The following is a 26614-nucleotide window of genomic DNA, read 5'->3' on the forward strand; positions in this document are numbered from 1 at the left end:
GGGCGCGTCAGCGCTCGAGCACCACGGCGAGGCCCTGCCCGACGCCGATACAGATCGCCACCACGGCGACCCCGCCGCCGCGGCGACGCAGCTCGTGCGCGGCGTGGCCGATGATCCGGCCGCCTGACGCCCCGAGCGGGTGGCCGATCGCGAGCGCACCGCCGTGGATGTTGAGGCGCGCAGGGTCGAGCTCCGGCCACCCCGCCAGGCAGGCGAGCGCCTGCGACGCGAACGCCTCGTTCAGCTCGACGACGTCGACGTCGGCCCAGGTCTTGCCCGCGCGGGCGAGCGCTCGGTTGGCGGCCTCGATGGGAGCGGTGGGGAACTGATCGGGATCGACGCCGTGCGCCGCGCGCCCGGTGATCCGGGCAAGGGGTTCGCCTGGCAGCGCACCCTCGGCGCCGAGCAGCACCGCGGAGGCGCCGTCGTTGATCGGCGACGCGTTGCCCGCGGTCACGGTGCCGTCCGCGGCGAAGAGCGGGCGCAGGCCGCCGAGCTTCTCGACCGAGGAGTCGTCCCTGATCCCCTCGTCGCGGGCCAGCTCGGCGCCGGGGACCTGCACGATCTCGGGGTCGTACACCCCGGCGGCCCACGCCTCAGCGGCGAGCCGGTGCGAGCGCACCGCGAACTCGTCCTGCGCGGCGCGGGTGATCCCCCAGCTGCGCGCGGTCTGCTCCGCCGCCTCGCCGTTCGAGATGGTCCAGTGCGTCGGCAGCTCGCGGTTGATCATGCGCCAGCCGATCGCGGTGTTCCACATGGTCTGGTTGCCGACCGCCGGCCACGGCTTCGCCGACTTCTCCACGACGAACGGCGCGCGGCTCATCGACTCGACGCCGCCGGCGAGCACGACCGTGGCGTCGCCGGTCTCGATCGCACGCGCGCCCTGGATCACGGCCTCCACCGAGGAGGCGCAGAGCCGGTTCACGGTCACACCGGTCACGGTGGTGGGGAACCCGGCGAGCAGCGCGCCGAAGCGCGCAACGTTCCGATTGTCCTCGCCGGCCTGGTTCGCGTCGCCGAAGATCACGTCGCCGATCACGGCGGGGTCGACGCCGGTGCGCTCGACCGTGGCGCGCATCACGGTCGCCGCGAGGTCGTCGGGGCGCACCCCGGCGAGCGCCCCGCCCGCGCGGCCGAACGGCGTGCGCACCGCATCGTAAATCACCGTCTCGGTCATGCCTGTGCTCCTTCATGCAGTGTCAGTCCGGTCAGCTCACGCAGCTCGGCCATGGTGGTGTCTCCGAAGCGCTCGCGCACGGCGAACCCCGTCGCGGTCACGTCGAAGATCGCCCGATCGGTGTACACGCGCGACACGCAGCCCACCCCGGTAAGGGGGTAACTGCAGGCGGCAACGAGTTTCGATTCCCCCTGCTTGGTCAGGAGGTCGGTCATCACGTACACGTCCTTCGCGCCGATCGCGAGGTCCATCGCGCCGCCCACCGCAGGGATCGCGCCGGGCGCCCCGGTCGACCAGTTGGCGAGGTCGCCGTTCTCCGCGACCTGGAAGGCGCCGAGCACGCACACGTCGAGGTGCCCGCCGCGCATCATGCCGAACGAATCGGCGTGGTGGAAGTACGCGGCGCCGGCGACGGCGGTGACCGCCTGTTTCCCGGCGTTGATCAGATCGGGATCGACGAGCCCGGCCGCTGGCGCCGGCCCCATCCCGAGCATCCCGTTCTCCGTGTGCAGGATGATCTCCTGATCGGCGGGGAGATAGTTGGCGACGAGGGTGGGCGCGCCGATCCCGAGATTGACGACTGCGCCCTCGCGGATATCCGCCGCGATGCGCGCGGCGAGCTCCTGTCGGGTGATTCCGGTGCTCATCGTGCGCCTTCCTGCTCAGCGTGTCCCATGTCGGTGTCCGGCAGCGGCTGCCCCTCGAGGTCGACGCCGCCGACGAACTCGCCGTCGCGGAGCCAGCGCCGCTCGCCAACGGCGACCACGCGATCGACGAAGATCCCCGGCGTGACCACGGTCTCCGGGTCGATGGCCCCGAGCGGCGCGATCTCGTCCACCTGCACGATCGTGGTCTTCGCAGCCGTCGCCATGATGGGGCCGAAGTTGCGCGCCGTCTCGCGGTAGACGAGGTTGCCCCAGCGGTCGGCCGCCCGAGCGCTGATCAGAGAGAAGTCTGCCCTGATCGGGTACTCGAGCGCGTACACGCGGCCGTCGATCTCGCGGGTCTCCTTGCCGTCAGCGAGCTGCGTGCCCACCCCGGTCGGGGTGTAGAACGCGCCGATGCCGGCACCCGCCGCCCGGATCCGCTCCGCGAGGTTGCCCTGCGGCACGAGCTCAAGCTCGATCGCGCCCTCGCGGTACAGGCCGTCGAACACCCAGGAGTCGGACTGACGCGGGAACGAGCAGATGATCTTGCGCACCCGCCGCTTCGCGAGCAGCGCGGCGAGCCCAACATCGCCGTTGCCCGCGTTGTTGTTCACGATCGTGAGCTCGCTCGCGCCCTGCGCGATCAGCGCGTCGATGAGCTCGACCGGCTGCCCGGCGCGGCCGAACCCCCCGATCATCACGGTCGCCCCGTCGGGGATCCCCGCGACGGCCGCCTCGACGGACGTGACGGTCTTGTCGATCATCGGTGCCCCGTTTCTGTCGTTCCAGCCCTCGTGCCAGAAATTCGCTTTGCGAAATATCTTTCGCTTTACGAATAGCGTACGCCACTGACGTCCCCGACGGAAGCCCTGGGGGCGGTTCCCCGGCGGAACAGCGGGCCGGTGCCCGGTGACTAGTCCGACTCGAGCAGACGCGCCGCTTCGGCCCCGGCGCTCGCCTGGAGCTCCGCGCGCCGCGCACGGTAGACGGCGGCCGAGCGTTCCGCAGGCCAGTCCTCGCCCAGGTACTCGCACGCAAGACCTGGGTCACGCCGCAGCAGCGTCAGCCAGTCCGCGACGAGATGCGTCAGCCGCGAGAGCGGGGGCACGTCGTCCGCACGAGCATCCGTGTCCTCCCACCGGTCGAGGAACCACTCGTGCGCGGCCCGGATGGCTGCAAGGTCCCAGGCGACGCTCACGCGGTTTGCCATGGGAAAGCTCGCCAGATCGAGCGCGTGGAAGGCAACCACATCAGCCTCCTGCAGTTCGGCGCGCACCCGCCGCAACGACCACTCTGGATCCTGCTGTCCCGGCCCAATCCAGAGCCCATCACGGAGCGGCGCGAACCCCGCCCAGGTGAGCGCCGAGCGCAGCTGGTGGCGCACCCCTCGCTTCCCTTCTGGCACCGAGAACGTGACCAGCGTCCATCCCGGACCGCTCGGCGCGAACGGCTGCGGCGCGTGGACGCGGGAGGACGCGTCATCGAGCGTCTCCTTCGCGAGCTCAGTCACTCGGTAGTTGACACCGCGGCCGGCACGTTCGCGCTCGAGGAGGCCGCGCACCGCGAACCTGTCGAGCGCGGCGCGCGCGGCGGACGCTGAGATTCCTGCGCCGGCGAGCACCTGGATCAGCGTCACCGCCCGGAACGGCCCCTCGTAGCCGAACCGCCGCAGCTCACCGAGCAACGAGAGCACGAACCGCCGTGGATGCGCGTAGCGAATCTCGCCTTCCGCACCCGACTCGGGTGCCACGTCCGCTGCGCTCATACTCCGGTTATATCTCACACGCTCGGGCGCGCAGCCTCGCCGCGCTTCGCGCGCTGAATCTGCTCGTACACGTGCGTGCGCAGCTCCGTGAAGCGTGGGAGCGCTCGCGTGGTGATCTGGTCCCGCTCCGGGGCGAGGTCGATCGCCAGATCCTCCTGCACCCAGGTCGGGGATTTGGAGAGCACGACGACCCGCTCGCCGAGATACACCGACTCGTCGATGTCGTGGGTGACGAACAGGATCGACATCCCGCGGTCGAGGTGCAGCGAACGCACGAGGTCTTCGAGATCGGCTCGTGTCTGCGCGTCGACCGCAGCGAAGGGCTCATCCATGATGAGCACCTCCGGCTGATACGCGACCGCGCGGGCGATCGCGACGCGCTGCTGCATGCCGCCGGAGAGTTGCCACGGGTACTTCGTGTCCGCGTGCTCCAGGCCAACCGCAACGAGCGCGTCGTCGACGAGACGCGTACGTTCCGGTCCGCTGATCCGGCGGTGCTTGAGCGGCAGCTCGATGTTGCCGCGCACCGTCAGCCACGGGTACAGGCTGCGCCCGTACTCCTGGAACACGAGCGCCATGTTCGCCGGTGGCGCAGTCACCGCCTCACCGTCGAGCGCAACGCGGCCGCTTGTTGGGCGCAACAGGCCGGAGATGCACTTCAGGAGCGTCGTCTTGCCGCAGCCGGACGGGCCGACAATGCAGACGAGCTCACCGCGCTTCATCGAGAAGCTGATGTCACCGATCGCCTCGACGCTGCCGGTCGAGGACTCGTAGACCTTACGCAAGTTTTCTACTGTGAGCAGTGTGTCAGGCACGCTCCACCTCCCGAGTTCCGTGGTACCAGCGCAAGACGCGCCGCTCAACCACACCGAATATTGCTGCGAGGAACACCCCGATGAGTCCGAGCAGCACGATGCCGCTCCACATCTCAGCGATGAGGTAGTTCCGTTGGAAGAACACGATCTGATAGCCGAGCCCCGAGGAGGAGTAGAACATCTCGGAGATCACCATCAGAATGAGCGCGATCGAGAGCGTCTGCCGCACCCCGGCCATGATCCGCGGGCTCGCGGCGGGCAGGATCAGGTACCGCAGCCGCTGCGCGGGAGTCAGCGAAAACGAACGCGCAGTCTCCTGCATCACCGAATCAACCGATTTCACGCCGTCGATCGTGTTGAGCAGGACCGGCCAGATGGAGCCGGCGACGATCACCACAATCTTCATCGAGTCGGTCGCGCCAATCAGCACCGCGATGATGGGGATGAGCGCCGGGGGCGGGATCGCGCGGAAGAACTCGAGCACGGGTGTCAGGAGCTCGCGGAGCCAACGCACCCGGCCGATGAGCGTGCCCGCCGCGACGCCCACACCGACCGACAGCACGATGCCGAGGGCGAGACGCCCGAGGCTCGGCAGCACATCGGCGGTGAACGCGGGGCCCACCCAGGTCTGCACGAACGCCTCGGCGATGACAAACGGGCTGGGGAAGAAGCGGCCGGGTGCAACCGTGCCCCAGACGCCCCAGATCGTGAGCAGGATCAGCGGGAGCCCGAGTGCGTACAGCGTGTTCTCGCCGAGCTTCGCCCAGACGCGAGACTTCTGCCGTGGCACCACGAGTGTGCTGGTGTACAGCGTCATGCTGGGTCCTCCCCGCGAACTGATTGGTGCCAGAACAGCGCGCGACGTTCGACCACCCCGAAGATGAGGTTCACGATCAGACCGAGCATCCCGGTCACGATCACGATCGCGAAGACCCCGGTCTGATCCCCGTTGCTGTAGTCGAGCATCAGCCGATTGCCGAGACCGGGGTTGCTGATCGTCATCTCCGCGGTCACAGCGAGGACGAGAGCCACGGAGGCCGCGAGCCGCAACCCGGTCATCAGGTACGGCAGCGCGGTCGGCAGGACCACCCTGCCGAGCACCTGACTCCGCGTGAGCGAGAAGCTGCGCGCCGTATCGCGCGCGACCGAGTCAACGTCGGCAACCCCGTAGAGCACCTGCACGAACACCTGCCAGAAGCTCGCGAACACGATGATGACGAGCGCCGCCTCCAGCCGCATACCAAAGCTCAGGACCGCGAGCGGGATCAGGGCGACCGAGGGGATCGGGCGGAGAAACTCGACCACGGTGTGCGTGGCGCGGCGCAGGAACGGGACCATCCCGACCACGGTGCCGACAATCAGCGCAAGCACCGTAGCGAGGCCGAGGCCGAGGCCCCACGCGGTGAGCGTGCGGCCAACGTTTCGCCAGAACTCAAGGTCAAGCGTCTCGGCCCCGAGACGCGCGATCGTGGCGGTGGCGCTCGGAAAGTGTGCCGGGTTCACCACCCCAAGTGCTGGCAGCAGCTGCCAGGTGGCGAGGAACCCGACGACACCGAGAGCGCCGAGTGCTGCCTTTCGAGTGGCCTGCCGCGCTCGCGCTGAGCGCTGTCGCGGTTGGGCCGTTGCGGCGAGAGCCATATCTCCCTTTCAGTGGAGCTGGGTGTGTGAGGCGGCGGCGGCGCGGACGCGTCTGAGCACCACCGCGATCGGCGGCGCTCAGACGCTACGCGTGCGGCCTAGTACTGAGTGAAGATCGCGTCGATGTCCGGGCGCTTGTCGAGCACGCCGTACTTCACCGCCAGGTCAGCGAGCTCGCCGATCTGCTCAAGGTCGAGCTCCGCGTCATAGTTCGGCAGCGTCAGTCCGGCGGCGACCTCCTTCGGGATGTCGAGGTGCGTCTCGATGGCCGCGCGCGTCACGTCCTCGTTCTCGTTCGTGAACTCGAGCGCCTCAGCCATCGCAGCCGCGTACGACTTCACCAGCTCGGGATCGCTCTCGATCAGCTCGGTGGTCGTAAAGTTCGTCAGCACGGTGAGCCCGGGCAGCACCTGCTGGTACGGGTGCATCACGAGGGTGCCCTCGGCAGCGATCTGCTTCTGGAACGGATCCGGCACCCACGCGGCGTCGATGTTGCCGGCATCGAGCTGCGCCGCCGCATCGGGGAACGCGACCTCAACGAACTCGATGGTCGACGAATCGCCGCCGTCCGCGTCAACCGCCGCCTTGATCGTGAGATCCCCGGCCGCGCCGAGACTGTTGACCGCCACCTTCTTACCCGCGAGGTCCGCTGGCCGCTCGATCCCAGAGTCGGCGAGCGCGACGACCCCGTTCACATCGTCACCGCTCGGCTGGCTGCTCGAAAAGTTGCTGAACACCGTGATGCCGAGGTCTTGCAGCCCGGCACGGAAGGGCCCGAACGGCTGGCCGATCGCGAACTGGATGTCGCCGCTCAGCAGCGCCGGGATGGCCTGTGCGCCGCCCTGCGCCGGCTGGATCTCGACATCGAGGCCGTGCTTCTCGAAAATCCCCTCGTCGATGCCCACCCAGACCGCGATCGAGTCACTGATCGGCAGCGCGGCGACGCGTACCTCTCGCAGCTCGCCGCTCTCGGGCGTCGATGAGCCGTCGTTTGCCGCTGGAGCGGCGGAGTCGGAGCACCCCGCAAGGGCGAGGGTCGCAGCAGCAAGGGCTCCCAGTAGCGCGATTCTCTTCTTCATTGAACAGACCTCTCTTGAGTCATCTTTGACTCCCGCTCTCGCGGGCCGATCTCACTCATCGTGGATCACACCGAATAGATTGTCAACTCTTTCTGCACGATCGTCACGAATTCGCGAATTCAGTACGCGCGCAAAATTTCCAGTCATGTGGCTCGAGCACGATAGGGTCCAGGCGTGACCACCCCTGAGCCGACCACCGCACGCCCCTGGGGCCTGCTGTTCGTTGCGGTCTGCCTCGTGGCCATCAATATGCGCATGACCATCACGGGTGTCGGGCCGCTGCTCGAACAGATCGCCGCAGATCAGGGCGTCAGTCCTGCCGTGCTCGGCGGCCTCGCATCGGTGCCCTTGCTTGCCTGGGCACTCGTCTCACCGCTCGCGCACGGCCTCAGCGTCAGACTGGGCCTGTCCCGCACCGTCACCTGGTCGCTCGTCGCACTCATGATCGGCACGGTGTGGCGCTCCATCCCCGGCGGCCCACTCGCACTGTGGCTCGGTACGGCACTCATTGGCGCGGCGCTCGCGGTCGGCAACGTGCTGCTCCCCGCGGTGATTCGTCGCGACTTCAGCGACCGCGTCCCGCTCGTGATGGGCGTGTACACCGCGCTGCTCGGCGGGCTCGGCGCCGTCTCGGCCGGCGTCGTCGTTCCGATCTCGCACCTCGACGCCGGCAGCGGTGAACTTGGCTGGCGCGTCGCGCTCCTCACCACGGGGGCGCTGATCCCGGTCGCCCTCGTCGTCTGGATCGCAGCTACGAGGGCCCCGCGCGTCCCGCAGCAGCCTGCGTCGCCACTCCTCGAGGCGACCCCGGCACTGGCGGGCGCCGCGGCGCGATCGGGCCGCGCGATCTGGCGCGATCCCGTCGCCTGGTGGGTAGGGGTCTACATGGGGCTCCAGGCCGCGCTGTTCTACATGATCTCAACCTGGCTCGCACCGATCGCCACCACGGCCGGGCGCTCCCCCGTCGAGGCAGGCATCGAATCCATGCTGTACCAGATCGTCGCGATCGGCGGCTCGCTCCTCGTCCCACTGCTGTACCGCGGCCGCCTCAAGCGGATCCTGCCCGCGCTCATCCCGGCGATCATCGCCGGCGCGTTCGCGGGATTCGTGCTCACCCCGGACACGCCGCTGCCCTGGATCCTGCTCGGTGGCTGCGCTTCCGGGGCGTCACTGAGCATCTCGCTGCTGTTCATGGCGGTCAAGGCCCCGGATCACGCGTCAGCGAGCGCGCTCTCCGGCATGGCGCAGTCGGTTGGCTACCTCATCGCCGCCACCGGCCCCATCGCGTTCGGTGCCGTGCACGAGGCGAGCGGAGAGTGGCTCGCGCCGCTGGCGCTGCTCCTCGCGGTCGGCCTCGCCCAGCTCATCGCCGGCGCCGTGCTCGGCCGCGACCGCCTGGTGTTCGAGCGACCGTAGCGCAGCGATCAGCGTGCAGCCTGGCCCAGCCCCGCGGCCTAGTCGGCCGGGCGCGGCGGCCCGAACGCCACGCGCCGGAGGAGCCCCGTCAACGTCTCGCGCTCGGCTGGCGTCAGCTGCGCGGCCGGATCCCCGTCCGCGGAGAGCACTGCGGCGTGCGCCGCCTCGTACAGGCGATGTCCCTCCGCAGTCGCGACGAGCACCTTTGATCGGCGATCGCGGGGGTCCGGGCGGCGCTCGAGGAGCCCTCGCCCTTCGAGGCCGTCGATGAGCGCAACGACCTGGCTCGGGTCGAGGCGGAGGAAGTCTGCGAGTTCGCGCTGCGTAGGGCGCAGTCCATCGCAGACGAGCGCGAGCACCGGGTACGAGCGAACGCGCAGCCCGAACGGGCGGAGCGCGGCGTTTCCCGCGGCGAGCGAGAGCGCGTTTGCGCGGGCGAGAAGAAAGCTCAGGTCGTCGGAGAGCGAGTGGCGCTCCCAGTCGCGATCGTATCCGGGTGCGTCCCGTTCGGCGTCCTTCATGCACCCCAGTCTAGCAACCCTTGAAAAATATAATGATTGACTTCTTCAATTAATTTCGGTGTACTTGAGCGACAAGCAGAAGGAGCACCCATGTCACTCGCAGGCAAAGTCGCCATCGTCACCGGATCCGGCCGCGGCCTCGGCCTCGCCTATGCTCAGGAACTCGCCGCGCAGGGGGCGTCAGTCGTGATCAACGATGTCGACGCAGCCACCGCGGCTGCAGCGGTGGCGAGCATCGAAGCGCTCGGCGGCACCGCAACCGCGGTGGTCGCACCCGTCGGGCCGAGCGAGACCGCAGCGCAGCTCGTCGCCGCAGCGGTGGACACCTACGGGAGGCTCGACATCCTCGTGACGAACGCCGGCGTGCTGCGCGACACCGTGCTCTGGAAGATGAGCGACGACGACTTCGACACGGTGATCAACGTGCACCTGCGCGGCACGTTCACCTGCGTGCGCGAGGCAGCGACGCGCATGCGCGAGCAGGGCGAGGGCGGCCGCATCATCTGCATCGGCTCCCCCACCGGCCAGCGCGGCAACTTTGGCCAGACGAATTACGCCGCGGCGAAGGCCGGCATCGTCGGCATGGTGCGCACCTGGGCGCTCGAACTCAAGAAGGCCGGCATCACCGCGAACGCCGTGATTCCGGTCGCGGCAACGGCCATGACGGCGACCGTTCCCTACTTCCACGCTGCCGTTGAGGCGGACGCACAGGGCGAGGCGATGCCAGGCTTCTTCCGCCACGGTCTCGGTTTCGGCACCTCCGCCGACGTCGCCCCGCTCGTCGCATACCTCGCCTCGGACGCCGCTGCCGGGGTCACCGGCCAGGCGATCGGCGTTGGTGGAGATCGCCTGCAGCTCTGGTCGCACCCCGAGCCGGTGCTGAGCGAGTACCACGAGGGCGGCTGGAGCGTCGATGCCCTCGCCGCGTCATTCCCCGGCACGATCGGCGCACAGCTCCAATCGGTCGGTGAGTCGTTCCCGCCGCTCCCCGACGAGCTGCGGCCCCCGCAGGCGTAGTCGACCTCGGCAGCCATCATGTCACGCTACGAGTCGACCATCGATCTTGACCGCATTGTCGCGATCGACACCCACGTCCACATTGAGATCGGAGCGCACGATCACTCGTCACTCCCCGCAGACCTCGCCGATGCCGCGAGCGCGTACTTTCGCACCGACGGCCCACGCCCGGAGCTCGACGCGATCGCGGACTACTATCGAGCGAGAAACATGGCTGCCGTCGTGTTCACGGTCGACGCGCGCACCAATCTGGGGCAGGAGCCGATCCCGAGCAGCGAGATCGCTGCCGGCGCAGCGCGGCACAGCGACGTCCTCATCCCGTACGGCTCCGTCGACCCGCTTCGCGGCACCGCAGCGCTCGACGACGCGAAGCGGCTGATCGAGGAATCGGGCGTGCGCGGCTTCAAGTTCCACCCGACCGTGCAGGGCTTCGATCCCAGCGACGAACGGTTCTACCCGCTCTATGCCGAACTCCAGGCCGCCGGCAGTATCGCACTCTTCCACACCGGGCAGACCGGCATCGGAGCTGGGCTCCCCGGCGGGCGCGGCCTGCGGCTTGGGCTCTCGAACCCGATCCTGCTCGACGGCGTCGCAGCTGACTTTCCCGAGCTGCAGATCGTCATGGCGCACCCGTCGGTGCCCTGGCAGGAGGAGGCACTCTCGGTCGCCACGCACAAGCACAACACGTGGATCGACCTCTCGGGCTGGAGCCCGAAGTACTTCCCCGCAGAGCTGGTGCGCTATGCGGGCACCGTACTGAAGGACCGCGTGCTCTTCGGGTCGGACTTCCCGCTCATCACCCCGGATCGCTGGCTCCGCGACATCGAGACAACCTCCCTCAAGCCGGAGGCGCTGCCGGGCATCATGAAGCACAACGCGGCACGCCTGCTCGGGATGGGAGGTGCCTCATGAGTGCGGGGCACGGGGCACCAAGCATCACGGCAACGAGCGCGATCGGCATCGATCCGCTCGGGTTCGCCGAGAGCCATCTGAGCGAGGCGGCACAGACAGCGCTCAGCGAGCTCCAGGCGACGCTCACGTCGCAGGTGCGCCCTCACTTGGCGGAAGCGTGGGAGACCGCGACGATGCCGACGGAGATCCTCGAGTCGCTGCTCCCGCTCTCCCTCACGAGACCGGCGGGGGTGAGTGAGGCCGAGGCGGACTCGTCGCTCTACTCTGGCTTCCGCAACTACGTGCTCGCACGCACCGACGTCTCCGTTGCCACACTCGTGAACGCGCAGACCGGCCTGTTTCGCACAACGGTGCGGCTCGGTGGTTCCCCGGAGCAGGTCGCGGAACTCGACCCGGAGGTGCGCAGCTTCGCGCTGCGCGGAGTCTTCGCGCTCACCGAGCCGGAACATGGCTCGGACATCGCTGGCGGGCTCGCAACGACCGCGCACCGCACCGGCGATGACTGGGTCATCTCCGGCGCCAAAAAGTGGATCGGCGGCGCAGTGTCCGCTGACGTGCTCGCGGTCTTCGCCCGCGACACCGCAGACGGACACGTGAAAGCGTTCCTCGTGCCGCGCGAGGCCCCGGGCGTCCACCTCACCACGCTCGGTGGCAAGGTCGCGCTCCGCCCGATGCAGAACTCGACGATCGAGCTCGCCGAAGTGCGCGTCGCCGAGTCGAGTCGCCTCCACGGGGTCAACTCGTGGCGAGACGTTGCCAGGATCCTCGGGGCCATGCGATCCGACGTCGCTTGGATCGCGACCGGCTTGCAGGCCGGGGCCCTCGACGCCGCACTCGCGTACACCGGTTCCCGCGAACAGTTTGGGCGCCCCATCGGCGGGTTCCAGCTCATCCAGGAGAAGCTCGCGCGGATGCTCGGCAACCTCACCGCATCGCTCGGTCTCGTCGTGCAGCTCTCGATCCATCAGGATCGCGGAACACGGCGGGACGAGAACTCATCGCTCGCCAAGATGTGGACGGCGCTGCACGCACGGGAAACCGTCGCGCTCGGCCGAGAGATCGCTGGCGGCAACGGGATCCTGCTCGAGCATGACGCCGCAAGATTCTTCGCCGACGCCGAGGCCGTGTATTCGTACGAGGGCACCCACGAGATCACCTCACTGATCGTCGGGCGTGCGCTCACCGGCGCCTCGGCGTTCGCCTGACCACACACAGAACCACCATCACCCAACAGGAGTAGCCATGACCACGACAGCCGCATACGCCGACGCACTCAGCCTCACGGGAACCGACCTCGGAACCACCGAGTGGCTCGAGGTGACGCAGGATCGCGTGAACCTCTTCGCCGACGCCGTCGACGATCAGCAGTGGATCCACGTCGACCCGGAGCGCGCAGCAACCGGCCCGTTCGGTGGCCCAATCGCGCACGGCTTTCTCTCGCTGTCACTCGCGACGAAGTTCTGGACGGAGCTCTTCGAACTCGATGGCGTCACGACGAAGGTGAACTACGGCCTCGACAAGGTACGCTTCATCACACCGGTCAAGGTGGGGGCACGGGTGCGCATGACCGCGGTGATCGCAGAGGTGACCGAGGTGCCGGGTGGCTACCAGTTCGCCGTCGATCAGGTCATCGAGGTCGAGGGCGGCGCGAAGCCGGCGCTCGTCGCGCGCGGCATCTACCGCTTCTACGCGTAGCAGTGAGGGCGGTACGCCACCGCCCTCACCCCCCCCACCCAGCATCACACCAGCATTCCTCAATGAAGAGAAGACTATGCACAACCACGGACTTGGCACTTGGCTCACCACGCGCAAGCAGAAGACCCCGGACAAGGTCGCGCTGATCCATGGCGACGGCGAGGAGGTGAGCTACCGTGAGCTCGCCGACCGCACCGACGCGCTCGCCGGGGTGCTCTGGCAGCACGGTATCCGACCAGGAGAGGCCGTCGCGTACCTCGGCGAGAACAGCCCGGAGTTCCTCTCCGCACTGTTCGCGTGCGCGCAACTGGGGGCAGTATTTGTGCCGGTGAACACTCGGCTCGCTCCGCCAGAGATCGCGCACGTGCTCGGCGACTCAGGCGCGCGAGCGGTGATCAACGGACCCGAGTTCACCGAGCTCCTGAGCCCCATCGCTGCCGAGCTCGGCATCGCGCACCGGTTCCAGCTCGGGCACGAGGACCACCCGGAAGCACGCAGCCTGTCGCGGCTGCTCGAGGCGAGCATCGGCGGTCACGTCGACGCTGCCGTCACACTCGACGATCCCGCCGCGATCCTCTACACCTCGGGCACGACGGGCAAGGCGAAGGGCGCCGTCCTCAGCCACGGCAACCTCACTTGGGTGTCGATCAACACGGTCATCGACTACGACATCGTGTCGAGCGACGTCGCGCTCATGATCTCGCCGCTCTTCCACGCTGCGGCGCTCGGGATGGGGGCGCTGCCCGTGCTCCTCAAGGGCGGCACGATCGTGCTCGAACGCGGCTTTGAAGCCGGCAGAGTGCTCGAACTCATCGAGTGCTACGGCGTTACCATGCTCAGTGGTGTGCCGACCACCTACCAGCTCCTCGCCGATCACCCGAACTGGGCAAGCACCGATATTTCCTCACTCGCGAAGCTCACCTGCGGTGGTTCCGCGGTGCCGAGCCGCATCCTCACCGCGTTTGAGGCGCGCGGCCTCTCGTTCTCGCAAGGGTACGGCATGACCGAGACCTCCCCTGGTGCGACGAGCCTCGCCCCCGCGATGACGCGTGCGAAACAGGGAAGCGTCGGACTCCCCCACTTCTTCACCGAGGTGCGGATCGCGACACAGGCGGAGACCCCAGACGGCGACCGCGCCGCGACACCAGACACTGATTCCGCACCGAGGATGATGGTGCCGCGCGGCACGGTGGGCGAGATCGAGGTGCGCGGTCCCAATGTGTTCCTCGGATACCACGGGCTCAGCGAGGCAACGGCGCACGCGTTCACCCCCGACGGCTGGTTCCGCTCGGGCGACCTCGGGTATCTCGATGAGGACGGGTACCTCTTCATTGCTGACCGCCTGAAGGACATGATCATCTCCGGCGGTGAGAACATCTACCCGGCGGAAATCGAAGACCAGCTCAACAGCATCGCAGGGGTCTCCGGTGCCGCGGTAATCGGCGTGCCAGACGAGCAGTGGGGCGAGGTCCCGTGGGCCGTGCTGACGCTCGCTCCCGGCACCGACCCTGCCATCGCCGCGACCGACGCGGTGCGCGCAGCGCTCGACGGGAAGCTCGCGCGATACAAGCTCCCGAAGCGCGTGATCGTGATCGATGAGTTCCCGCGCACCGCCTCAGGCAAGATCAGGAAAGCCGATCTGCGCGAGCAGTACCGGCAGTGAGACGGCTGCGGGGGGGTGGAGGAGCGAATTCCCGCACCGCCTCTCCACCGGGGTCACCGGCTAGCTGACGGAAACGACCACCCGCGCGCGCTTGCCCGTTGGCCGGTAGCCCGCGGCCAGCGTCTCAGTTTCCGCGGACGATGCTCCCGGCTCCCCCGCGATGACACGCGAGACGCACCCGCACATCTTCGAGTTCGGCGCCTTCTGCCGTTCCGAATAGAACACGTCGCGGTGATCGACGCGCCCATCGAGATCGAGGATCCGCACCTCGCAGAGCCCGCACTCTCCGCGCCGGCAGTCGAACATCATGTCGACACCCGCCCGTTCGAGCGCCTCGAGCATTGATTCGTTCGGCTGCACCTCAACCGTCACGTCGTACTGCGGCACCGCGACCTCGAACGGCTCAGCCTCGTGCCACCCGGAGTTTCCAAAGGTTTCGTAGCGCAGCGCGGTGATGTCTCGCTCGCCGCTCACCCACGCTCGGCGTATGGCCTCCATCAGCCGGATGGGCCCGCACATGTAGAGCTCCGCAGTGGCGGGAACCTGGGCCACGAGCGCTTCGACGCTCATCCGGCCGTGCACGTCGGTGATGTGCTCGATGAGCCGCGCACCGTGCGCCTCCCGCATCTCCTTCAGGTAGGCCATGCGCTCAGCGGATGCCCCGACGTAGTGGATCTCGTAGTCTGCCCCGAGCCGCCGCAGGAGCGATGCCATGCCACGGATCGCGGTGATCCCGATCCCGCCAGCAACGAGCACGTAGGCCGGTGCGCCGATTCTCAGCGGGAAGTCCTGCACGGGCGCGGTTGCGGCGATCTCGTCTCCTGGCCGGAGCCCGTGCATGTAGCGCGAGCCGCCCCGGGACGTGGGGGCGCGGAACACACTGATCGCAATCCGGTCGCCGCGTTCACTCGCGCCGACGATCGAGTACGAGCGCACATCGGTGCGACCGTCGGGGAGCTGCACCTCGACGTCGATGTGCGTGCCCGGCCGCGCGGGCGCGGGGCGTTCGAGCGCGAGTTCGATGCGCAGGATCCCAGTTGCGACCTCGCCGCATGCGACGACGCGCGCTGTCTGCCAGTCCAGTTGCTTGTCAACCACGCGCTGCCTCCGCCATCGCCGCGCGCGCCGCCGAGGGCGTGAGCCGATAGTCGGATCCGGTGCCGACCGGCGCGAGCGGGGCCGCGGCCGGCCCGCGCCCCTCAGCTTCGAGCGCGCGCTCGAGGAGGCGCCGCACCCACATGCCGCCAGCGTCGATGTTGAGGTTGTAGAACTCGTAGTCGGGATTTGCATCGATCGCGTCCTGCTGGGCCTTCAGCATCGCCTCGTCTTCGCCGAACACGCCGTGAACGCCGTTGCGCAGCTGTGTCGTGATGAGTTGACTGTCAAGCCGATAGTTGCGCATGAACGCCCAGAAGTAGTGGCAGCTGCGATCCTCCTCTGGACTAATCGTGTTCATCACATAGCCGTTCACGCCGCGCGATCGGTCGCCCTCCGGGGCTCCAGTGCCCGCCTCGGCGACCCCAACGTCGATGCAGATCGTCGAGGGGAACGTGTAGTGGATGATCTGCCAGCGGTCGACTTTGCCGGAGAATCCGGGGAACTTGTCGCGCATGTTCTTCAGCCAGAACGGGGGCGCATCGATCCCGAGCATCCAGCGGCTCACGGTGACGGTGCTGCCGTCGTGGCTCACCTGGAACTCCGACTCGCTGAGCTCCTCCTGCCCGATCGACGACGAGTGGACGAACTCCTCATGCGTGAGGTCCATCAGGTTGTCGAGGACGAGCTGGTAATTACACGGCGCGTAGATCGTCTCGCCGTCGCCTGCCCACTCGGTTGAGTCGAGCTGGTGCATGTCGGGAATCGTCGCAGGGTCGGCGAGCGTCGGATCGCCGAGCCAGACCCAGAGGTACCGGTAGCGCTCGACGATGGGGAACGACGGCACCAGCGCGGAGGGGTTCAGCGTCTCCTGCGCTGGCATCGACGTGCAGCGCCCTGCCGGGTTGTAGCGGATGCCGTGGTACGGGCACTGGATCTCGTCGGTACCGACGAGTTTCCCCTGCGAGAGCGGGGCCAGCCGGTGCCAGCAGGCGTCGGCGAGCGCAACGGGGGTCCCATCCTGCGTGCGGTACAGGGCGAGCGGGCGGCCGGCGATGGTCCGCGCCAGGATCCCCTTCCCCGTGACCTCGTGATCCCAGGCGACGACATACCAGGCGTTCAGCGGGTAGGTCAGCAGCTTCGCGCTGGAGGTGGTCTGGGCCGCGGTGGCTGAGACATCGCGATCAAGCATGGTGCACTCCTTTGTGTCCGTCAGCGTGCCGGTGTGTGGAACACCGAGCCAAACTAACTATCTACATAGTTAGTTCTCTCGGCATACTCTACCCGCACCGGGTAGCCTTGCCAAGACACCACACGAGAACGCCAGGAGGATCGCCCATGAGTCTGCGCTCCGCCCTGCTCGCCCTCATTTCCGGCGGCCCGCTCACCGGCTACGACGCCGTGAAGCACTTCCGCAGCTCCGTTGGCCATCTGTGGCACGCGCCCGACTCCCAGATCTACCCCGAGCTCCGCAAGATGCAGGCAGAGGGGCTCCTCTCCGCAACCGAGGTTCCCTGGGGACGCAAACAGGCCACCAAGACCCGGTATGAGCTCACCGACGCAGGCCGAGCAGCGCTGTGCGAGTGGCAGGCCAGCCCGCTCGGGTACGCGCCAGAGCGGGATCAGCCCCACCTCATCGCGGCGTACTTTGAGTGGGGCTCGCACGAGACCGCGGCCGAGCGGCTCCGGGAGCACATTGCCTTCTACACGGAGGCGCGCGCGGCAGCGGAGCAGCAGGCACGCGAGATTCGCGAGCGCAGCAGCGCGACCCTCGCCCGACGCCTGCAGGTTACACGTGAGTCAGAGTGGGATCGCATTGCAGCGTTCAAACTCTTCGCCTACGAGGGAAAAATCACACGCGCGAACGCCGAGATCGCGTGGGCCGAACGCGGCCTCGAGCTGCTCGCGACGCTCGGCCCGTTCGACGGCCCCGGGACGCCCGTCGAGCCCGGGGCCGCTGGCGCCCGCGATGCGCCTGGCGCGCCCCGGGGCGGAGGTCCCGTCAGCGCTGCGTGAGCGCGGTCGCCGCCACCTCCGCGAGCACCCCGGACACCCACTCACGAGCCGCCTCGGTCACCGCGAGCGGGCCGCCAGCGTCGTGCCTCCCGTACTCACCAACGCGCGTCGCCCCGCAGGCGGTCAGCGCCTCATCGACGAGTTCGCTGCCCCGCGAGTACGTCGCCTCGTAGCTGCGATCGCCCATCCCGAACACGGCGTAGCGGACCCCGGCGAGATCCGGCCGTTCCGCCACGAGCGCCCGGTGGAACGGCCGCGCCGAGGTGGGCACCTCGCCATCTCCGTAGGTGGCGCAGACGAGCAGATGCATGCGGTCTGCGTCAAGATCCGCTGGCGTGGTGTTCGCCAGGTCGCACACTCGAACGTCGGCGCCGGGCGCGGCACCCAACAGCTGTGCGAGCTCTTCGGACACCAGCTCCGCCCCGCCCGATTCGGTGCCGTAGAGCACGGTGAGCGGGACCCCTGCGGCGAGCGCGTCGACCTCTCCCTGCGGCGCGGGGGGCAGCTCGAGCGTGCGGTCCGCCGCCGCGGCGCGCATCTCCTCCCGGGTGGCGAGCTTGGCGCGCTCGCGCCCCGGGGCAGCCGTCAGGCGTTCCCTGACGTCAATGCGACGCCACCCGTCGAAGTCGGTTCCCGCAGCCCGCGCCCGGGCGAGTGACGCGGCGGCGCCCTCGGTGGCGCGGTCACCGCGCACGGTGATCGCCCCGGCGGCGAGGTCCGCGGCGACGGTCAGCGCGAGGTCGCGCGCGTCGGCGCGCTGATCCGGGATCGTCCCGCGCGGCCCACGCCGCAGCCACCCCGCGGTGTAGAGCCCCGGCTCCACCCGCCCATCCGGGTGCGCGCCGGCGGCGACCGGGGTATCCTCGCTCGCCTCGAATCCGATCGCGGTGATCACATCGTCGACCGGGATGACGAGCGGCCCGGCGTTCGCGTCGCCCATGCGCTCGATCGCGACCCCGGTCACCCGTTCGGACCCCTCGATGCGCACCGGCGTCGCGCCAAACCACCACTCGATGCGCACACGGGGTGCGTCCGGGGCCAGCCCATCGACGCCCGCCGCGATCAGTTCGCGCACCGCGTCAACCCGCGCGTCTCGCGACTGTTCAGGAAGCCCGTCGGCGCCGTGCACGGTGTGCGTCACCCCCGCGAGTCCCGCGAGTTCGCGCACCATCACGGGGTCGAACTTCGCGGCGCTCACCTCGCTCCGGCCGATCACGTGAATCGTGCGGACGGCGTCCACGAGTGCCCCGCGCGAGGCGTCATCAATGTCGGATCCCGCAAACTCCGCCGGATCCCTCGCGAGCAACCGCACGATGTCCATTGCGACGTTCCCGTGCCCGAGCACCGCGACGTCCGCCCCCAGCGGGGGCTGGGCCGGCTCGTCCGGGTGCTGGTTGAGCACGCGGGTGACCGTGCCGGCGCCGCGTACCCCCGCCAGGCTGCCGCCGGGCACCGGGAGAGCACGGTCCTGACGCAGCCCTGTGGCGAGCACCACCACGTCGCACTGGGATCGCAGCTCAGCCAGCGTGATGTCCCGCCCGAGCCTGGTGTCCCCGGTGAACCGCACGTTTTCGCCGAGGAACAGGCGATCGAACTGCCGCGTCACCGTTTTGGTGCCCTGGTGGTCCGCGGCAACACCGTAACGGACCAGCCCGTACGGCGTCGGGAGATCGTCGAACACCTCGATGGGCGCAGCGGGGAAGGTGCGACGCAGCGCCTGCGCCGAGAAGCTCCCCGCAGGCCCGGATCCGACGATCGCGATTCGTGGAGCTGGCGTTTCCGGTGCGTCCGCGACGGGTGCCGGCTGTGCCTCCCCGATCGGCGCGGTTGCCGATCGGGTGCCGCGCACCGCGTCCCAGCTGACGGGAAGCTTGGTCATGCCGCGGAATACCCAGCCGCCGATCTCCGGCGGGTTCTCCGGGATGACACGCAGCCCCTCGAGCGTGTCAAAGAGCAGCGGAAGCCCCACATCTGCCACCTGCGCGCGTGCCACCCAGGCCCCCAGGCACACGTGCACGCCTTTACTGAAGGCCAGGTGCGGCTTCGATTCGCGGCGCAGGTCGAACTCGTCGGCCCGATCCCAGATCTGCTCGTCTCGGTTCGCTGAGATCACGCAGATCCCGAGCTTCGCCCCCGCGGGGAGGCGCACGCCGGCGAGCTCGACCTCGCGAGTGGTCTGCCTGGAGTACAGCCCGATGGGCGCCACCCAGCGCAGCGACTCGTCGAGCGCGGTCGCCCACAGCGAGCGATCCGCGGCGACTGCCGCGCGCTGCTCCGGGTGCGTGAGGAGCGCCCAGGCCGTGACGCCGAGCGCGTCGCGGGGCTCGTTGAGCCCGCCGCCGATCGTCATCTTCACGTTTGCGCGAATGCGCTCGAGCGGCATCTCGTAGTCGGGGATGCGCAGCAGCGATGAGAGGAGGGAGTTGTCGGGGTGCTTCTGATGCCACGCGAGCATCTCGTCGAGCACGGCGTCCACCTCGTCAAACGACTGCTTGCCGCGCGCCCACACCTCTGGGTCGTCAGCATAGTTGCCCGTCGCGTCGATCATCGTCTGGGACCAGCGTTGCAGGTCCTCCTGCGTGGCGTTGTAGAGCCCGATCACGTTGCGCAGGGTCTCGGCCGCGTAGGGGGCGGCGAAGTCCCAGATCAGATCCGCGCCCGGCCCCTTCTCTGTGAGCTCGGCGAGGTAGTGCTCGGCGGTGCTGCGGAACATGTCGGTCCAGACGCGCTTCACCACGCCTGGCCGGAGCGCTGGCTGCCAGGCCTTGCGCTCGAGGTAGTGCTCGGGGTCGTCGCGGCGCAGCATGGAGTGCCCCATGGCGCGGATCTGCAGGGAGTCGCGCTCGTTTGCTGAGAACACCTCCGGGGTGAGCTCGGTCTGGTGCACCGCGGCATAGGAGGTGACGAGATACCGGTTCACCTGGGGGACCCAGTGCACTCCGCCCGCTGCGCGGAGTCGCTCGTAGATGGGGAAGGGGTCGCGGTAGAGATCCGGGATCGTTACCCAGTCGGCAATCGGCGCCTCGATACCAGTCATGTCACGTCCTTGTGTGTAGTGCTTCATTCCTGTTTGACCCGAGTATGCGGGGAAAATAAGTTCAGGAAAAGCGCAATATCTTTCAGAGTTAATTCGGTACTATCGGATTATGGATCGCACACCGTCGTCGCCGCCCAGCCCCGAGTCCCCCCGAAGTCTCCGCTGGGGCGTGAAAGCCTCGCTCGTCGCCTACGTCACCGACATGTCGGACGGCAGCGCCACGGTCGAGGCCCCCGCACTCGCCGACGGCGATACGTTCGTCTTCCCGGAGTCGGGATCCGCCACGCCGCTGCAGTTTCGCGGCACGGTGACGCTCAGTGGCCACGCGGGGATGCTGCGTCTCGTCTTCGCGGACCCCGCGCTCGAGGAGACCGCTGGCGGCTGGACGCTGACGATCGCCGATCCGCACGAAGCGGGCGGACGCCTCCCCTTCGCTGCCATCGCTGAGCTCACGCAGACCCGAGATGGCGGGCGGCGCGGCACGGGGCTCCGGCTCACGGAGGCGGGCGCCGACCTCTTCTTCTCGGGCCCGTACACCGCTGGCACGGAGCTCGACGACTTCGAGGTCCGCACGGCGGCAGGCCGCCCATGAGCACCCGATCCAGCATCCCGCCGTTCACGCTGAAGCAGCTCGCGTACTTCGTTGCCGCGGCCGAGGAGGGCACCATCACGGGCGCCGCCGACGAACTGCACGTCTCCCCGTCGGCGATGTCCGACGCGATCACCGAGCTCGAGTCGATCGTCGGCGAGCGGCTGTGCATCCGCCGCCGCGCGCACGGGCTCACGCTGACCCCCGCGGGGCAGCAGCTCATGCGCCACGCGCGGCAGATGCTCACGGAGGCCGACGAGCTTTCGCGCACCATGGGCAGCCGCGCCGACGTGCTCAGCGGCCCGATCGTGATCGGCTGCTACCCCACGCTGGCGCCCATCATCCTGCCGCCGCTCCTCCAGGACTTCACCAGCCTCCACCCGGGGGTCGAGCTCTCTATCCTCGAGGCGACGCAGGATCAGCTCGCGAGCGCGCTCGCCTCGGGGCGCGTCGATCTCGCGTTCGTGTACGACATGCTGGTCGCTGGCACTCCCGCGCGCAGCCGACTGTTTGAGCTGCCGGCGCACGTGGTGCTCCCCGCGAACCATCGGCTCGCCGATCAGCCGGCGGTGCGCCTCGAAGACGTGATCGACGAAGACCTGATCCTGCTCGATTCCCCGCCGTCGAGCGAGCACACGCTCACCGTGTTCGCCGAGCGCGGGCTGCGCCCGCGCGTGCGGCACCGCACCGCGAGCTACGAGGTGGTGCGCACGCTCGTTGCGCGCGGCCTCGGCTACGGCATCCTCGTGTCGCGGATCGCCAACCCGGCGAGCTACGAAGGATTTCCGCTGGTCACCAAGCGGATCGACCCGCCCGTGTCCCCCGTTGCCATCGAGGTGATCTGGTCGCCGGATCGTCCCCTCCCCGCCCGCACGCGCGCGCTCCTCGAGTTCGCGCGCCAGGTGGACTGGGGCGGCAGCGGCGGCGTCCCGGCACCTGCCGTGGACGCCGCCGACCTGGCGACGTAGTCGCCCGCTCAGTGGGTCTCGGCCAGCTCGGCGGCAGTATCCTGCTCCGCCGCGCGCTCAATGAGCGGCGTACCCCAGCGATCCCGAATGACGAGCACCGCGACAAGCGAGACGACCGCCATCAGGGCGAGGTAGATCGACACCGAGCCGATCCAGCCCGTCGACTGCTGCAGCCACGTCGCGATCGTCGGGGCGAACGCGCCACCGAGGATCGCGCCGAGCGCATAGGAGAGCGACACCCCTGAGTAGCGCACGCGCGACGGGAAAATCTCGGCGAAGTACGCAGCCTGCGGCCCGTAGGTGAGGCCGGTGGAGAGCATCCAGGCAGAAAGCGAGATCGCGATCATGACCACGAGCTGCATGTCAACGAGCAGGAACAGGGGGAATGCCCAGAGGATCTGCAGCAGATAGCCGACGATGTACACCTTGCGGCGGCTCTGCCAGCGGTCGGAGAGCCAGCCGCCCAGCAGGGTCGTGCCCGCCCACACTGCGGAGGCGAGCGTCACGCAGGCGAGCACCGCCGAGCGATCCATTCCGTGCACCGTGGTCGCGTACGACAGCACATACCCGCCCGTCGACATGTAGCCGGCGGCGTTGTTGCCCGCGAACGTCAGCGCGGCGAGGAGGACCAGCCACCAGTGCTTCCGCAGCAGTTCGACGAGCGGCATGCGGGAGCGCGACTTCTGCTGCTGCAGCTCCGTGAACACCGGGCTCTCCTCAACAGAGCGGCGGATCATGAAGCCGACGATGAGCATCACGATGCTCAGCAGGAACGGGATGCGCCAGCCGAACTCCAGGAACTTCTCCGGTCCGAATGCCGCGGTGGTGAGTGCCAGCACACCGGACGCGAGCAGCATGCCGAACGGCACGCCGAGCTGCGGCGCCGAGCCGAAGAGGCCACGCTTGTCCGCCGGCGCGTGCTCCACGGCCATGAGCGCAGCACCGCCCCACTCGCCGCCTGCCGAGAAGCCCTGCAGAATGCGCAGGAACACGAGCATGATCGGGGCGATGATGCCCGCCTGCTCGAAGGTGGGGAGCACGCCGATCAGCGTGGTCGCCGCGCCCATGAGGATCAGGGTCAGCACGAGCATTGAGCGCCGACCGAGGCGGTCGCCCAGGTGGCCGGCGACGATCGCGCCGAGCGGGCGGAACAGGAAGCTGATGCCGATCGTCGCGAACGAGAGCAGCAGTGCCGCCTGCGCACCGAGCGGTTCGAAGAAGAGCTGGGCGAACACGAGGGCAGCGGTGTTCGCGTAGATGAAGAAGTCGTACCACTCAATGGTGGTGCCGACCATCGTCGCGAGAGCGACGCGGCGGCTCTCCTTGCGGCCGCTCGTGACGGGTGCGGATGACATGCAGACTCCTTTGTCCGGACGGTGCGCGGCGCTCCATCCAGCGCGCCGCGGGTGCGCCCGGCTGGGGCGCACGCACCATCCTGCGCGCCGGGACATGCACGGGTCAAACGGACTGGATTGCATAACTCATTCGGGAAAACCGAAGAATGTGGGCCGGCGGGGGCGCGCCGTGCGTTCGGCCCGGCTATGCCCGTGCGCCCCGCCGGTGCAGCAGCGCCGAACCGATCGCGAGCGCCGAGCCCACCACCGTGTCGAGGACCCGCTCACCCGCCGAGGAGAACGGGTCGCCGCCGGCAGCAGCGCCGGTGATCAGCAGCACGAGCGGTGTGATGCACACGAGCGCCAGCGCGTAGTTGCGCACCACGACGACCTCGATCGCGAACTGCAGGGTGGTGAGCAGCAGCACGAGCACGAGCGGCTGCGCGCCAAGCGGGGCGAGGACGAGGTAGACCGCCGCCCCGAGCAGCGTGCCGGCGGTGCGGTGCAGCCCGCGCCCGAGCGCGTGACGACGCCCCGCGGTCAGCCCGACCACCGCAACGCCGGCCGACACGGTCCAGTACGCGCGGTGCGGGTCGAGCCACACCAGGCTGATCACGGTGCCAGCCACCGCGACCACCGCGACGCGCAGGAGCAGCTCCTGTTCGCCCGCCCCGAGCCAGGGGCCAGGCAGCAGCTCGCGCAACGGCCGCGCCTGCCGTGCGCGCTCCGCTCGGCGCAGCAGGGGCATCAGCGCGACCAGGTACGAGAACACCATGCCGGCGAGCATCGTCAGCAGCACCGACGCCGGCGCGTTGACGCGCTCCCCATCCCGCACCGCCGTCATCATGCCGGAGAGCCCGAAGATCAGCACGAAGAACACGGGGCCGGGCGGCCCGAGCCTGAACGCGAACGCGAGGCCGCTCGCCACGACCGCGACGCCGACGAGGCCGACCGCGAGCCACACGGGCCACGGGGCGAGCGCCACGCCGAGCGCGGCAGCGCCGAACAGTCCGGCCCCGACAATCGGCAGCACCCTCGCGCGCTCGCGCGCGGATGCCCCCGCGGCGAACAGCGCGAGGAAGGCGCCGACCGCCGCCTGCAGGCCGAGGTCCTCGCGGCCGAGCAGCGTGAGCAGGGCGAGCGGCACACCGAGCGATGCTGCGGCGCGCACCGCGATCATGCGGCGCGGAGCCGGTGCTGGCGGGAGTCTGAACAGGCTCAGGAACTCGCGTCTCACAGCGTCAAGAATACGCGCTACGCCTCTCCCAGATCCGCGAGCACACGCTGCGCGAGCTTGAACGCGGTGTTCGCGGCCGGCACGCCGCAGTAGAGGCCGGCCTGCAGGATCACTTCTGTGATTTCGGCGACCGTGAGGCCGTTGCGGCGCGCGGCGCGCACGTGCATCTCGAATTCCTCGTGGTGTCCGAGCGCGATCATCGCGGTGAGCACCGCGACCGAGCGCGAGCGGCGGTCGAGCCCCGGCCGCGACCAGATATCGCCCCAGGCGGTGCGGGTGATGAAGTCCTGGAAGTCCGCGGTGAAGTCGGTGGTGCCGGCGATCGCCCGGTCAACGTGCGCGTCAGAGAGCACCTCGCGGCGCACCACCATGCCCCGCTCGACCCGCTCGCGGTCGCTGAGCCCCTCCCGGGCGCCGCCCGGTTCGGCGTCCACGGCGCTCATCGCGCGATCCCGCCGAAGAAATCGAGCAGCGCGGCGGCGACCGCCTCCCCCTGCTCCGCGGGCGGCTGATGGGCCGCGCCGGCGATGATCACGGAGCGCGCGTCCGGCACGCCCGCAACGATCTCGGCCTGCCGCTCAGGCGGGGCGACGGTGTCGTGCTCACCACCGAGGGCGAGCACCGGGATCCGGATCTGCCCGAGGCGGTCGCGCAGATCGTGGCTGGCGAGCGCCTCAGCGCAGCGCGCGTAGCCCTCATCGGAGGTGTTCTGCAGCACGCGCAGGATCCGCCCGGTCAGTTCCGGTTCGCGCGCGATCGACTCGGGCGCGAACCAGCTCTTCGCCGACGCCGCGACGAGCACCGAGGTGGACTGCTCGCGCACGAGGGCGGCACGCGCGGCCCAGTGTTCGCGGTCTCCGAGCGACGCGGCGGAGGCCAGGCTCGCGACCGCGCTGAACGTCTCGGGGTGGTGCAGCGCGAGCGTGAGCGCCAGCGCGCCACCGATCGAAACCCCGGCGAAGAGCGCGTCGCCGCCGCCCGCGAGATCGCGGACCCTGGCAGCGACCGCGTCGGCGAGTTCGACCATCGTGAAGGGCTGGGTCGGCACCGGCGCGGCGTCGTGACCGGGCAGGCTGAGCGCCGTGACTCGGTACGCTGCGGCGAGCGCCGGAATCGTCGGTTCCCAGATCAGTGGGCCGGTGCCGAGCGAGTGCGCCAGCACCAGCAGGGGCGCGCCGGCTGGGCCGACGGGCTCGGTGAGCGAGATATCTGGCAGGGTCATGCTGGGTCCTCCGGGTGCGTGCGTGCGGACTCGGTTGCGGCGTCGACGAGCCGCCCCGCGAGTCCGGTGTAGTGTGCGGGGTCGAGCAGCGCGGCGACGTCGATGCCCGCTGCGGCGAGCGCCGGCTCGGCGCGGAGCAGCTCGGCGAGCCCTGCGCCCTGCCCGGCCGCCGCGACGATCTCGCGCACACGCGCGGCCCCGAGAACCGGGCCGAGCACGATCGCGATCCGCTCGGCGACGATGAGCCCGTCGGTGAGCGCGAGGTTTCGTGCGGCGGCGGCCGCGTCCGCGCGAAGCCCCGCGCTGAGGGATGCGGCGTGCGCCGCCGCGCCGCGGGCGAGCCGCAGCAGTTCGCGCAGCGCCGGCCACTCGGCGTGCCACGCCCCGTCGGGGCGCTCGTCGACGGCGAGACCGGCGGCGGCGTGGAGCGTCGCCCCCAGGTGCGGGGCGCGGATCGCCGCCGAACGGATCAGTACCGAGTGCGCGGGGTTGCGCTTCTGGGGCATCGCGGAGGAGCCGCCGCCCGTGCCCTCGGCGAGCTCGCCGATCTCGGTGCGGCTGAGGGTCGCGACGTCAGCCGCGATCACCCCGAGCGCGGCACCCGCCTGCACGAGCGCGTCGCCGAGCTCGGTCACGGGCCAGCGCGTCGTGTGCCAGGGCGCAGCGGGCACGGCGAGCCCGAGCTCTGCGGCGTACGCGGCGGGGAGGGCGGCCGCCCGCTCCGGCCCGCCGATCTCGACGAAGGAGGCGAGCGTGCCGCCCGCGCCGCCG

General features: G+C 69.4%; 26 protein-coding genes. 9 read left to right on the top strand and 17 right to left on the bottom strand.

Features of this window, described 5'->3' with window-relative positions; genetic code table 11:
• Nucleotides 1–7 precede the first annotated feature (7 nt).
• From EGM46_RS02670 to EGM46_RS02705, 8 genes are all read right to left on the bottom strand, one after another.
• On the bottom strand, nt 8–1177 hold the full coding sequence (locus tag EGM46_RS02670) for a thiolase family protein (RefSeq protein ID WP_125098610.1): 1170 nt from the start codon (nt 1175–1177) through the stop codon (nt 8–10).
• Nucleotides 1174–1824: a 3-oxoacid CoA-transferase subunit B gene (locus EGM46_RS02675; protein ID WP_125098611.1), complete on the bottom strand. Its 651-nt coding sequence runs from the start codon at nt 1822–1824 to the stop codon at nt 1174–1176. The genes EGM46_RS02670 and EGM46_RS02675 overlap by 4 nt, the downstream gene beginning before the upstream one ends.
• Nucleotides 1821–2588, bottom strand: a complete 768-nt coding sequence (locus EGM46_RS02680; RefSeq protein WP_125098612.1) for a 3-oxoacid CoA-transferase subunit A — start codon at nt 2586–2588, stop codon at nt 1821–1823. The genes EGM46_RS02675 and EGM46_RS02680 overlap by 4 nt, the downstream gene beginning before the upstream one ends.
• Before the next feature lie 149 nt (nt 2589–2737).
• On the bottom strand, nt 2738–3589 hold the full coding sequence (locus EGM46_RS02685) for a PaaX family transcriptional regulator (protein ID WP_125098613.1): 852 nt from the start codon (nt 3587–3589) through the stop codon (nt 2738–2740).
• Between the two features lie 14 nt (nt 3590–3603).
• The gene (locus EGM46_RS02690; RefSeq protein WP_125098614.1) at nt 3604–4404 is read right to left on the bottom strand and encodes an ABC transporter ATP-binding protein; all 801 of its coding nucleotides are present in this window, start codon (nt 4402–4404) and stop codon (nt 3604–3606) included.
• Nucleotides 4397–5221 carry an ABC transporter permease gene (locus tag EGM46_RS02695; protein WP_125098615.1) on the bottom strand — a complete coding sequence of 275 codons (825 nt, stop codon included), beginning with the start codon at nt 5219–5221 and terminating at the stop codon, nt 4397–4399. Before EGM46_RS02695 ends, EGM46_RS02690 begins: the two co-directional genes overlap by 8 nt.
• Complete coding sequence (locus tag EGM46_RS02700) at nt 5218–6042, bottom strand: ABC transporter permease (protein ID WP_125098616.1); 825 nt, start codon at nt 6040–6042, stop codon at nt 5218–5220. The genes EGM46_RS02695 and EGM46_RS02700 overlap by 4 nt, the downstream gene beginning before the upstream one ends.
• A 98-nt stretch (nt 6043–6140) precedes the next feature.
• A complete protein-coding gene (locus EGM46_RS02705; protein WP_125098617.1) occupies nt 6141–7121 on the bottom strand; it encodes an ABC transporter substrate-binding protein in 981 nt (326 codons plus the stop codon).
• 174 nt (nt 7122–7295) lie between these two features.
• Here EGM46_RS02705 and EGM46_RS02710 point away from each other — a divergent pair, with 174 nt between their 5' ends.
• Nucleotides 7296–8537 (top strand): MFS transporter, encoded by a 1242-nt coding sequence (locus EGM46_RS02710; RefSeq protein WP_241156140.1) that lies wholly within the window; start codon nt 7296–7298, stop codon nt 8535–8537.
• A 38-nt stretch (nt 8538–8575) separates the two neighbouring features.
• Here the strand turns inward: EGM46_RS02710 and EGM46_RS02715 are convergent, their stop codons facing one another.
• On the bottom strand, nt 8576–9058 hold the full coding sequence (locus EGM46_RS02715; protein WP_125098618.1) for a MarR family winged helix-turn-helix transcriptional regulator: 483 nt from the start codon (nt 9056–9058) through the stop codon (nt 8576–8578).
• Nucleotides 9059–9148: 90 nt separating this feature from the next.
• Here EGM46_RS02715 and EGM46_RS02720 point away from each other — a divergent pair, with 90 nt between their 5' ends.
• The 5 genes from EGM46_RS02720 to EGM46_RS02740 all read left to right on the top strand — a co-directional run bounded on the left by EGM46_RS02720 (nt 9149) and on the right by EGM46_RS02740 (nt 14345).
• Complete coding sequence (locus tag EGM46_RS02720; protein WP_125098619.1) at nt 9149–10075, top strand: SDR family oxidoreductase; 927 nt, start codon at nt 9149–9151, stop codon at nt 10073–10075.
• Between the two features lie 18 nt (nt 10076–10093).
• Nucleotides 10094–10987 carry an amidohydrolase family protein gene (locus EGM46_RS02725; protein ID WP_125098620.1) on the top strand — a complete coding sequence of 298 codons (894 nt, stop codon included), beginning with the start codon at nt 10094–10096 and terminating at the stop codon, nt 10985–10987.
• A complete protein-coding gene (locus EGM46_RS02730) occupies nt 10984–12192 on the top strand; it encodes an acyl-CoA dehydrogenase family protein (RefSeq protein ID WP_125098621.1) in 1209 nt (402 codons plus the stop codon). The genes EGM46_RS02725 and EGM46_RS02730 overlap by 4 nt, the downstream gene beginning before the upstream one ends.
• Before the next feature lie 37 nt (nt 12193–12229).
• Complete coding sequence (locus EGM46_RS02735; RefSeq protein ID WP_125098622.1) at nt 12230–12682, top strand: MaoC family dehydratase; 453 nt, start codon at nt 12230–12232, stop codon at nt 12680–12682.
• 76 nt (nt 12683–12758) lie between these two features.
• A complete protein-coding gene (locus tag EGM46_RS02740) occupies nt 12759–14345 on the top strand; it encodes an acyl-CoA synthetase (RefSeq protein ID WP_125098623.1) in 1587 nt (528 codons plus the stop codon).
• A 60-nt stretch (nt 14346–14405) separates the two neighbouring features.
• On the opposite strand, the gene EGM46_RS02745 is transcribed toward EGM46_RS02740, so the two are convergent.
• Complete coding sequence (locus EGM46_RS02745; protein WP_125098624.1) at nt 14406–15443, bottom strand: PDR/VanB family oxidoreductase; 1038 nt, start codon at nt 15441–15443, stop codon at nt 14406–14408.
• Complete coding sequence (locus EGM46_RS02750; protein WP_125098625.1) at nt 15436–16632, bottom strand: aromatic ring-hydroxylating dioxygenase subunit alpha; 1197 nt, start codon at nt 16630–16632, stop codon at nt 15436–15438. The genes EGM46_RS02745 and EGM46_RS02750 overlap by 8 nt, the downstream gene beginning before the upstream one ends.
• A 146-nt stretch (nt 16633–16778) precedes the next feature.
• Here EGM46_RS02750 and EGM46_RS02755 point away from each other — a divergent pair, with 146 nt between their 5' ends.
• Nucleotides 16779–17456 (top strand): PadR family transcriptional regulator, encoded by a 678-nt coding sequence (locus EGM46_RS02755; RefSeq protein ID WP_125098626.1) that lies wholly within the window; start codon nt 16779–16781, stop codon nt 17454–17456.
• Here EGM46_RS02755 and EGM46_RS02760 read toward each other — a convergent pair.
• Nucleotides 17443–20493: a cytochrome P450 gene (locus EGM46_RS02760; RefSeq protein WP_125098627.1), complete on the bottom strand. Its 3051-nt coding sequence runs from the start codon at nt 20491–20493 to the stop codon at nt 17443–17445. The two genes, EGM46_RS02755 and EGM46_RS02760, sit on opposite strands and share 14 nt — an antisense overlap.
• A 109-nt stretch (nt 20494–20602) precedes the next feature.
• Here EGM46_RS02760 and EGM46_RS02765 point away from each other — a divergent pair, with 109 nt between their 5' ends.
• Nucleotides 20603–21085, top strand: coding sequence for an HtaA domain-containing protein (locus tag EGM46_RS02765; protein WP_125098628.1), 483 nt, complete (start codon nt 20603–20605; stop codon nt 21083–21085).
• On the top strand, nt 21082–22050 hold the full coding sequence (locus EGM46_RS02770; RefSeq protein ID WP_125098629.1) for a LysR family transcriptional regulator: 969 nt from the start codon (nt 21082–21084) through the stop codon (nt 22048–22050). The genes EGM46_RS02765 and EGM46_RS02770 overlap by 4 nt, the downstream gene beginning before the upstream one ends.
• An 8-nt stretch (nt 22051–22058) precedes the next feature.
• Here EGM46_RS02770 and EGM46_RS02775 read toward each other — a convergent pair whose 3' ends face one another.
• The 5 genes from EGM46_RS02775 to EGM46_RS02795 all read right to left on the bottom strand — a co-directional run.
• Entirely contained in the window at nt 22059–23405 is a 1347-nt protein-coding gene (locus EGM46_RS02775; RefSeq protein WP_125098630.1) for an MFS transporter, read from the bottom strand.
• Nucleotides 23406–23589: 184 nt separating this feature from the next.
• Entirely contained in the window at nt 23590–24621 is a 1032-nt protein-coding gene (locus EGM46_RS02780) for an FUSC family protein (RefSeq protein ID WP_241156141.1), read from the bottom strand.
• A 17-nt stretch (nt 24622–24638) separates the two neighbouring features.
• A complete protein-coding gene (gene pcaC / locus EGM46_RS02785) occupies nt 24639–25064 on the bottom strand; it encodes a 4-carboxymuconolactone decarboxylase (protein WP_125098631.1) in 426 nt (141 codons plus the stop codon).
• Nucleotides 25061–25843 carry an alpha/beta fold hydrolase gene (locus tag EGM46_RS02790; protein ID WP_125098632.1) on the bottom strand — a complete coding sequence of 261 codons (783 nt, stop codon included), beginning with the start codon at nt 25841–25843 and terminating at the stop codon, nt 25061–25063. Before EGM46_RS02790 ends, pcaC begins: the two co-directional genes overlap by 4 nt.
• The coding region (locus EGM46_RS02795; protein WP_241156142.1) for a lyase family protein at nt 25840–26614 on the bottom strand (775 nt) is incomplete at its 5' end. The genes EGM46_RS02795 and EGM46_RS02790, both read right to left, overlap by 4 nt.

Origin of the sequence: Leucobacter chromiireducens (assembly GCF_003917135.1) — a bacterium.
Lineage (GTDB): Bacteria > Actinomycetota > Actinomycetes > Actinomycetales > Microbacteriaceae > Leucobacter > Leucobacter chromiireducens_A.

Bases quoted from the DNA above. Each gene is read 5' to 3' on its own strand.
- EGM46_RS02735 (WP_125098622.1), top strand. From the start codon at position 12,230: ATGACCACGACAGCCGCATACGCCGACGCACTCAGCCTCACGGGAACC.
- EGM46_RS02775 (WP_125098630.1), bottom strand. From the start codon at position 23,405: ATGTCATCCGCACCCGTCACGAGCGGCCGCAAGGAGAGCCGCCGCGTC.
- EGM46_RS02715 (WP_125098618.1), bottom strand. From the start codon at position 9,058: ATGAAGGACGCCGAACGGGACGCACCCGGATACGATCGCGACTGGGAG.
- EGM46_RS02750 (WP_125098625.1), bottom strand. From the start codon at position 16,632: ATGCTTGATCGCGATGTCTCAGCCACCGCGGCCCAGACCACCTCCAGC.
- pcaC (WP_125098631.1), bottom strand. From the start codon at position 25,064: ATGAGCGCCGTGGACGCCGAACCGGGCGGCGCCCGGGAGGGGCTCAGC.
- EGM46_RS02705 (WP_125098617.1), bottom strand. From the start codon at position 7,121: ATGAAGAAGAGAATCGCGCTACTGGGAGCCCTTGCTGCTGCGACCCTC.
- EGM46_RS02725 (WP_125098620.1), top strand. From the start codon at position 10,094: ATGTCACGCTACGAGTCGACCATCGATCTTGACCGCATTGTCGCGATC.
- EGM46_RS02675 (WP_125098611.1), bottom strand. From the start codon at position 1,824: ATGAGCACCGGAATCACCCGACAGGAGCTCGCCGCGCGCATCGCGGCG.
- EGM46_RS02760 (WP_125098627.1), bottom strand. From the start codon at position 20,493: ATGACTGGTATCGAGGCGCCGATTGCCGACTGGGTAACGATCCCGGAT.
- EGM46_RS02695 (WP_125098615.1), bottom strand. From the start codon at position 5,221: ATGACGCTGTACACCAGCACACTCGTGGTGCCACGGCAGAAGTCTCGC.
- EGM46_RS02765 (WP_125098628.1), top strand. From the start codon at position 20,603: ATGGATCGCACACCGTCGTCGCCGCCCAGCCCCGAGTCCCCCCGAAGT.
- EGM46_RS02755 (WP_125098626.1), top strand. From the start codon at position 16,779: ATGAGTCTGCGCTCCGCCCTGCTCGCCCTCATTTCCGGCGGCCCGCTC.
- EGM46_RS02770 (WP_125098629.1), top strand. From the start codon at position 21,082: ATGAGCACCCGATCCAGCATCCCGCCGTTCACGCTGAAGCAGCTCGCG.
- EGM46_RS02790 (WP_125098632.1), bottom strand. From the start codon at position 25,843: ATGACCCTGCCAGATATCTCGCTCACCGAGCCCGTCGGCCCAGCCGGC.
- EGM46_RS02730 (WP_125098621.1), top strand. From the start codon at position 10,984: ATGAGTGCGGGGCACGGGGCACCAAGCATCACGGCAACGAGCGCGATC.
- EGM46_RS02685 (WP_125098613.1), bottom strand. From the start codon at position 3,589: ATGAGCGCAGCGGACGTGGCACCCGAGTCGGGTGCGGAAGGCGAGATT.
- EGM46_RS02740 (WP_125098623.1), top strand. From the start codon at position 12,759: ATGCACAACCACGGACTTGGCACTTGGCTCACCACGCGCAAGCAGAAG.
- EGM46_RS02700 (WP_125098616.1), bottom strand. From the start codon at position 6,042: ATGGCTCTCGCCGCAACGGCCCAACCGCGACAGCGCTCAGCGCGAGCG.
- EGM46_RS02670 (WP_125098610.1), bottom strand. From the start codon at position 1,177: ATGACCGAGACGGTGATTTACGATGCGGTGCGCACGCCGTTCGGCCGC.
- EGM46_RS02720 (WP_125098619.1), top strand. From the start codon at position 9,149: ATGTCACTCGCAGGCAAAGTCGCCATCGTCACCGGATCCGGCCGCGGC.
- EGM46_RS02680 (WP_125098612.1), bottom strand. From the start codon at position 2,588: ATGATCGACAAGACCGTCACGTCCGTCGAGGCGGCCGTCGCGGGGATC.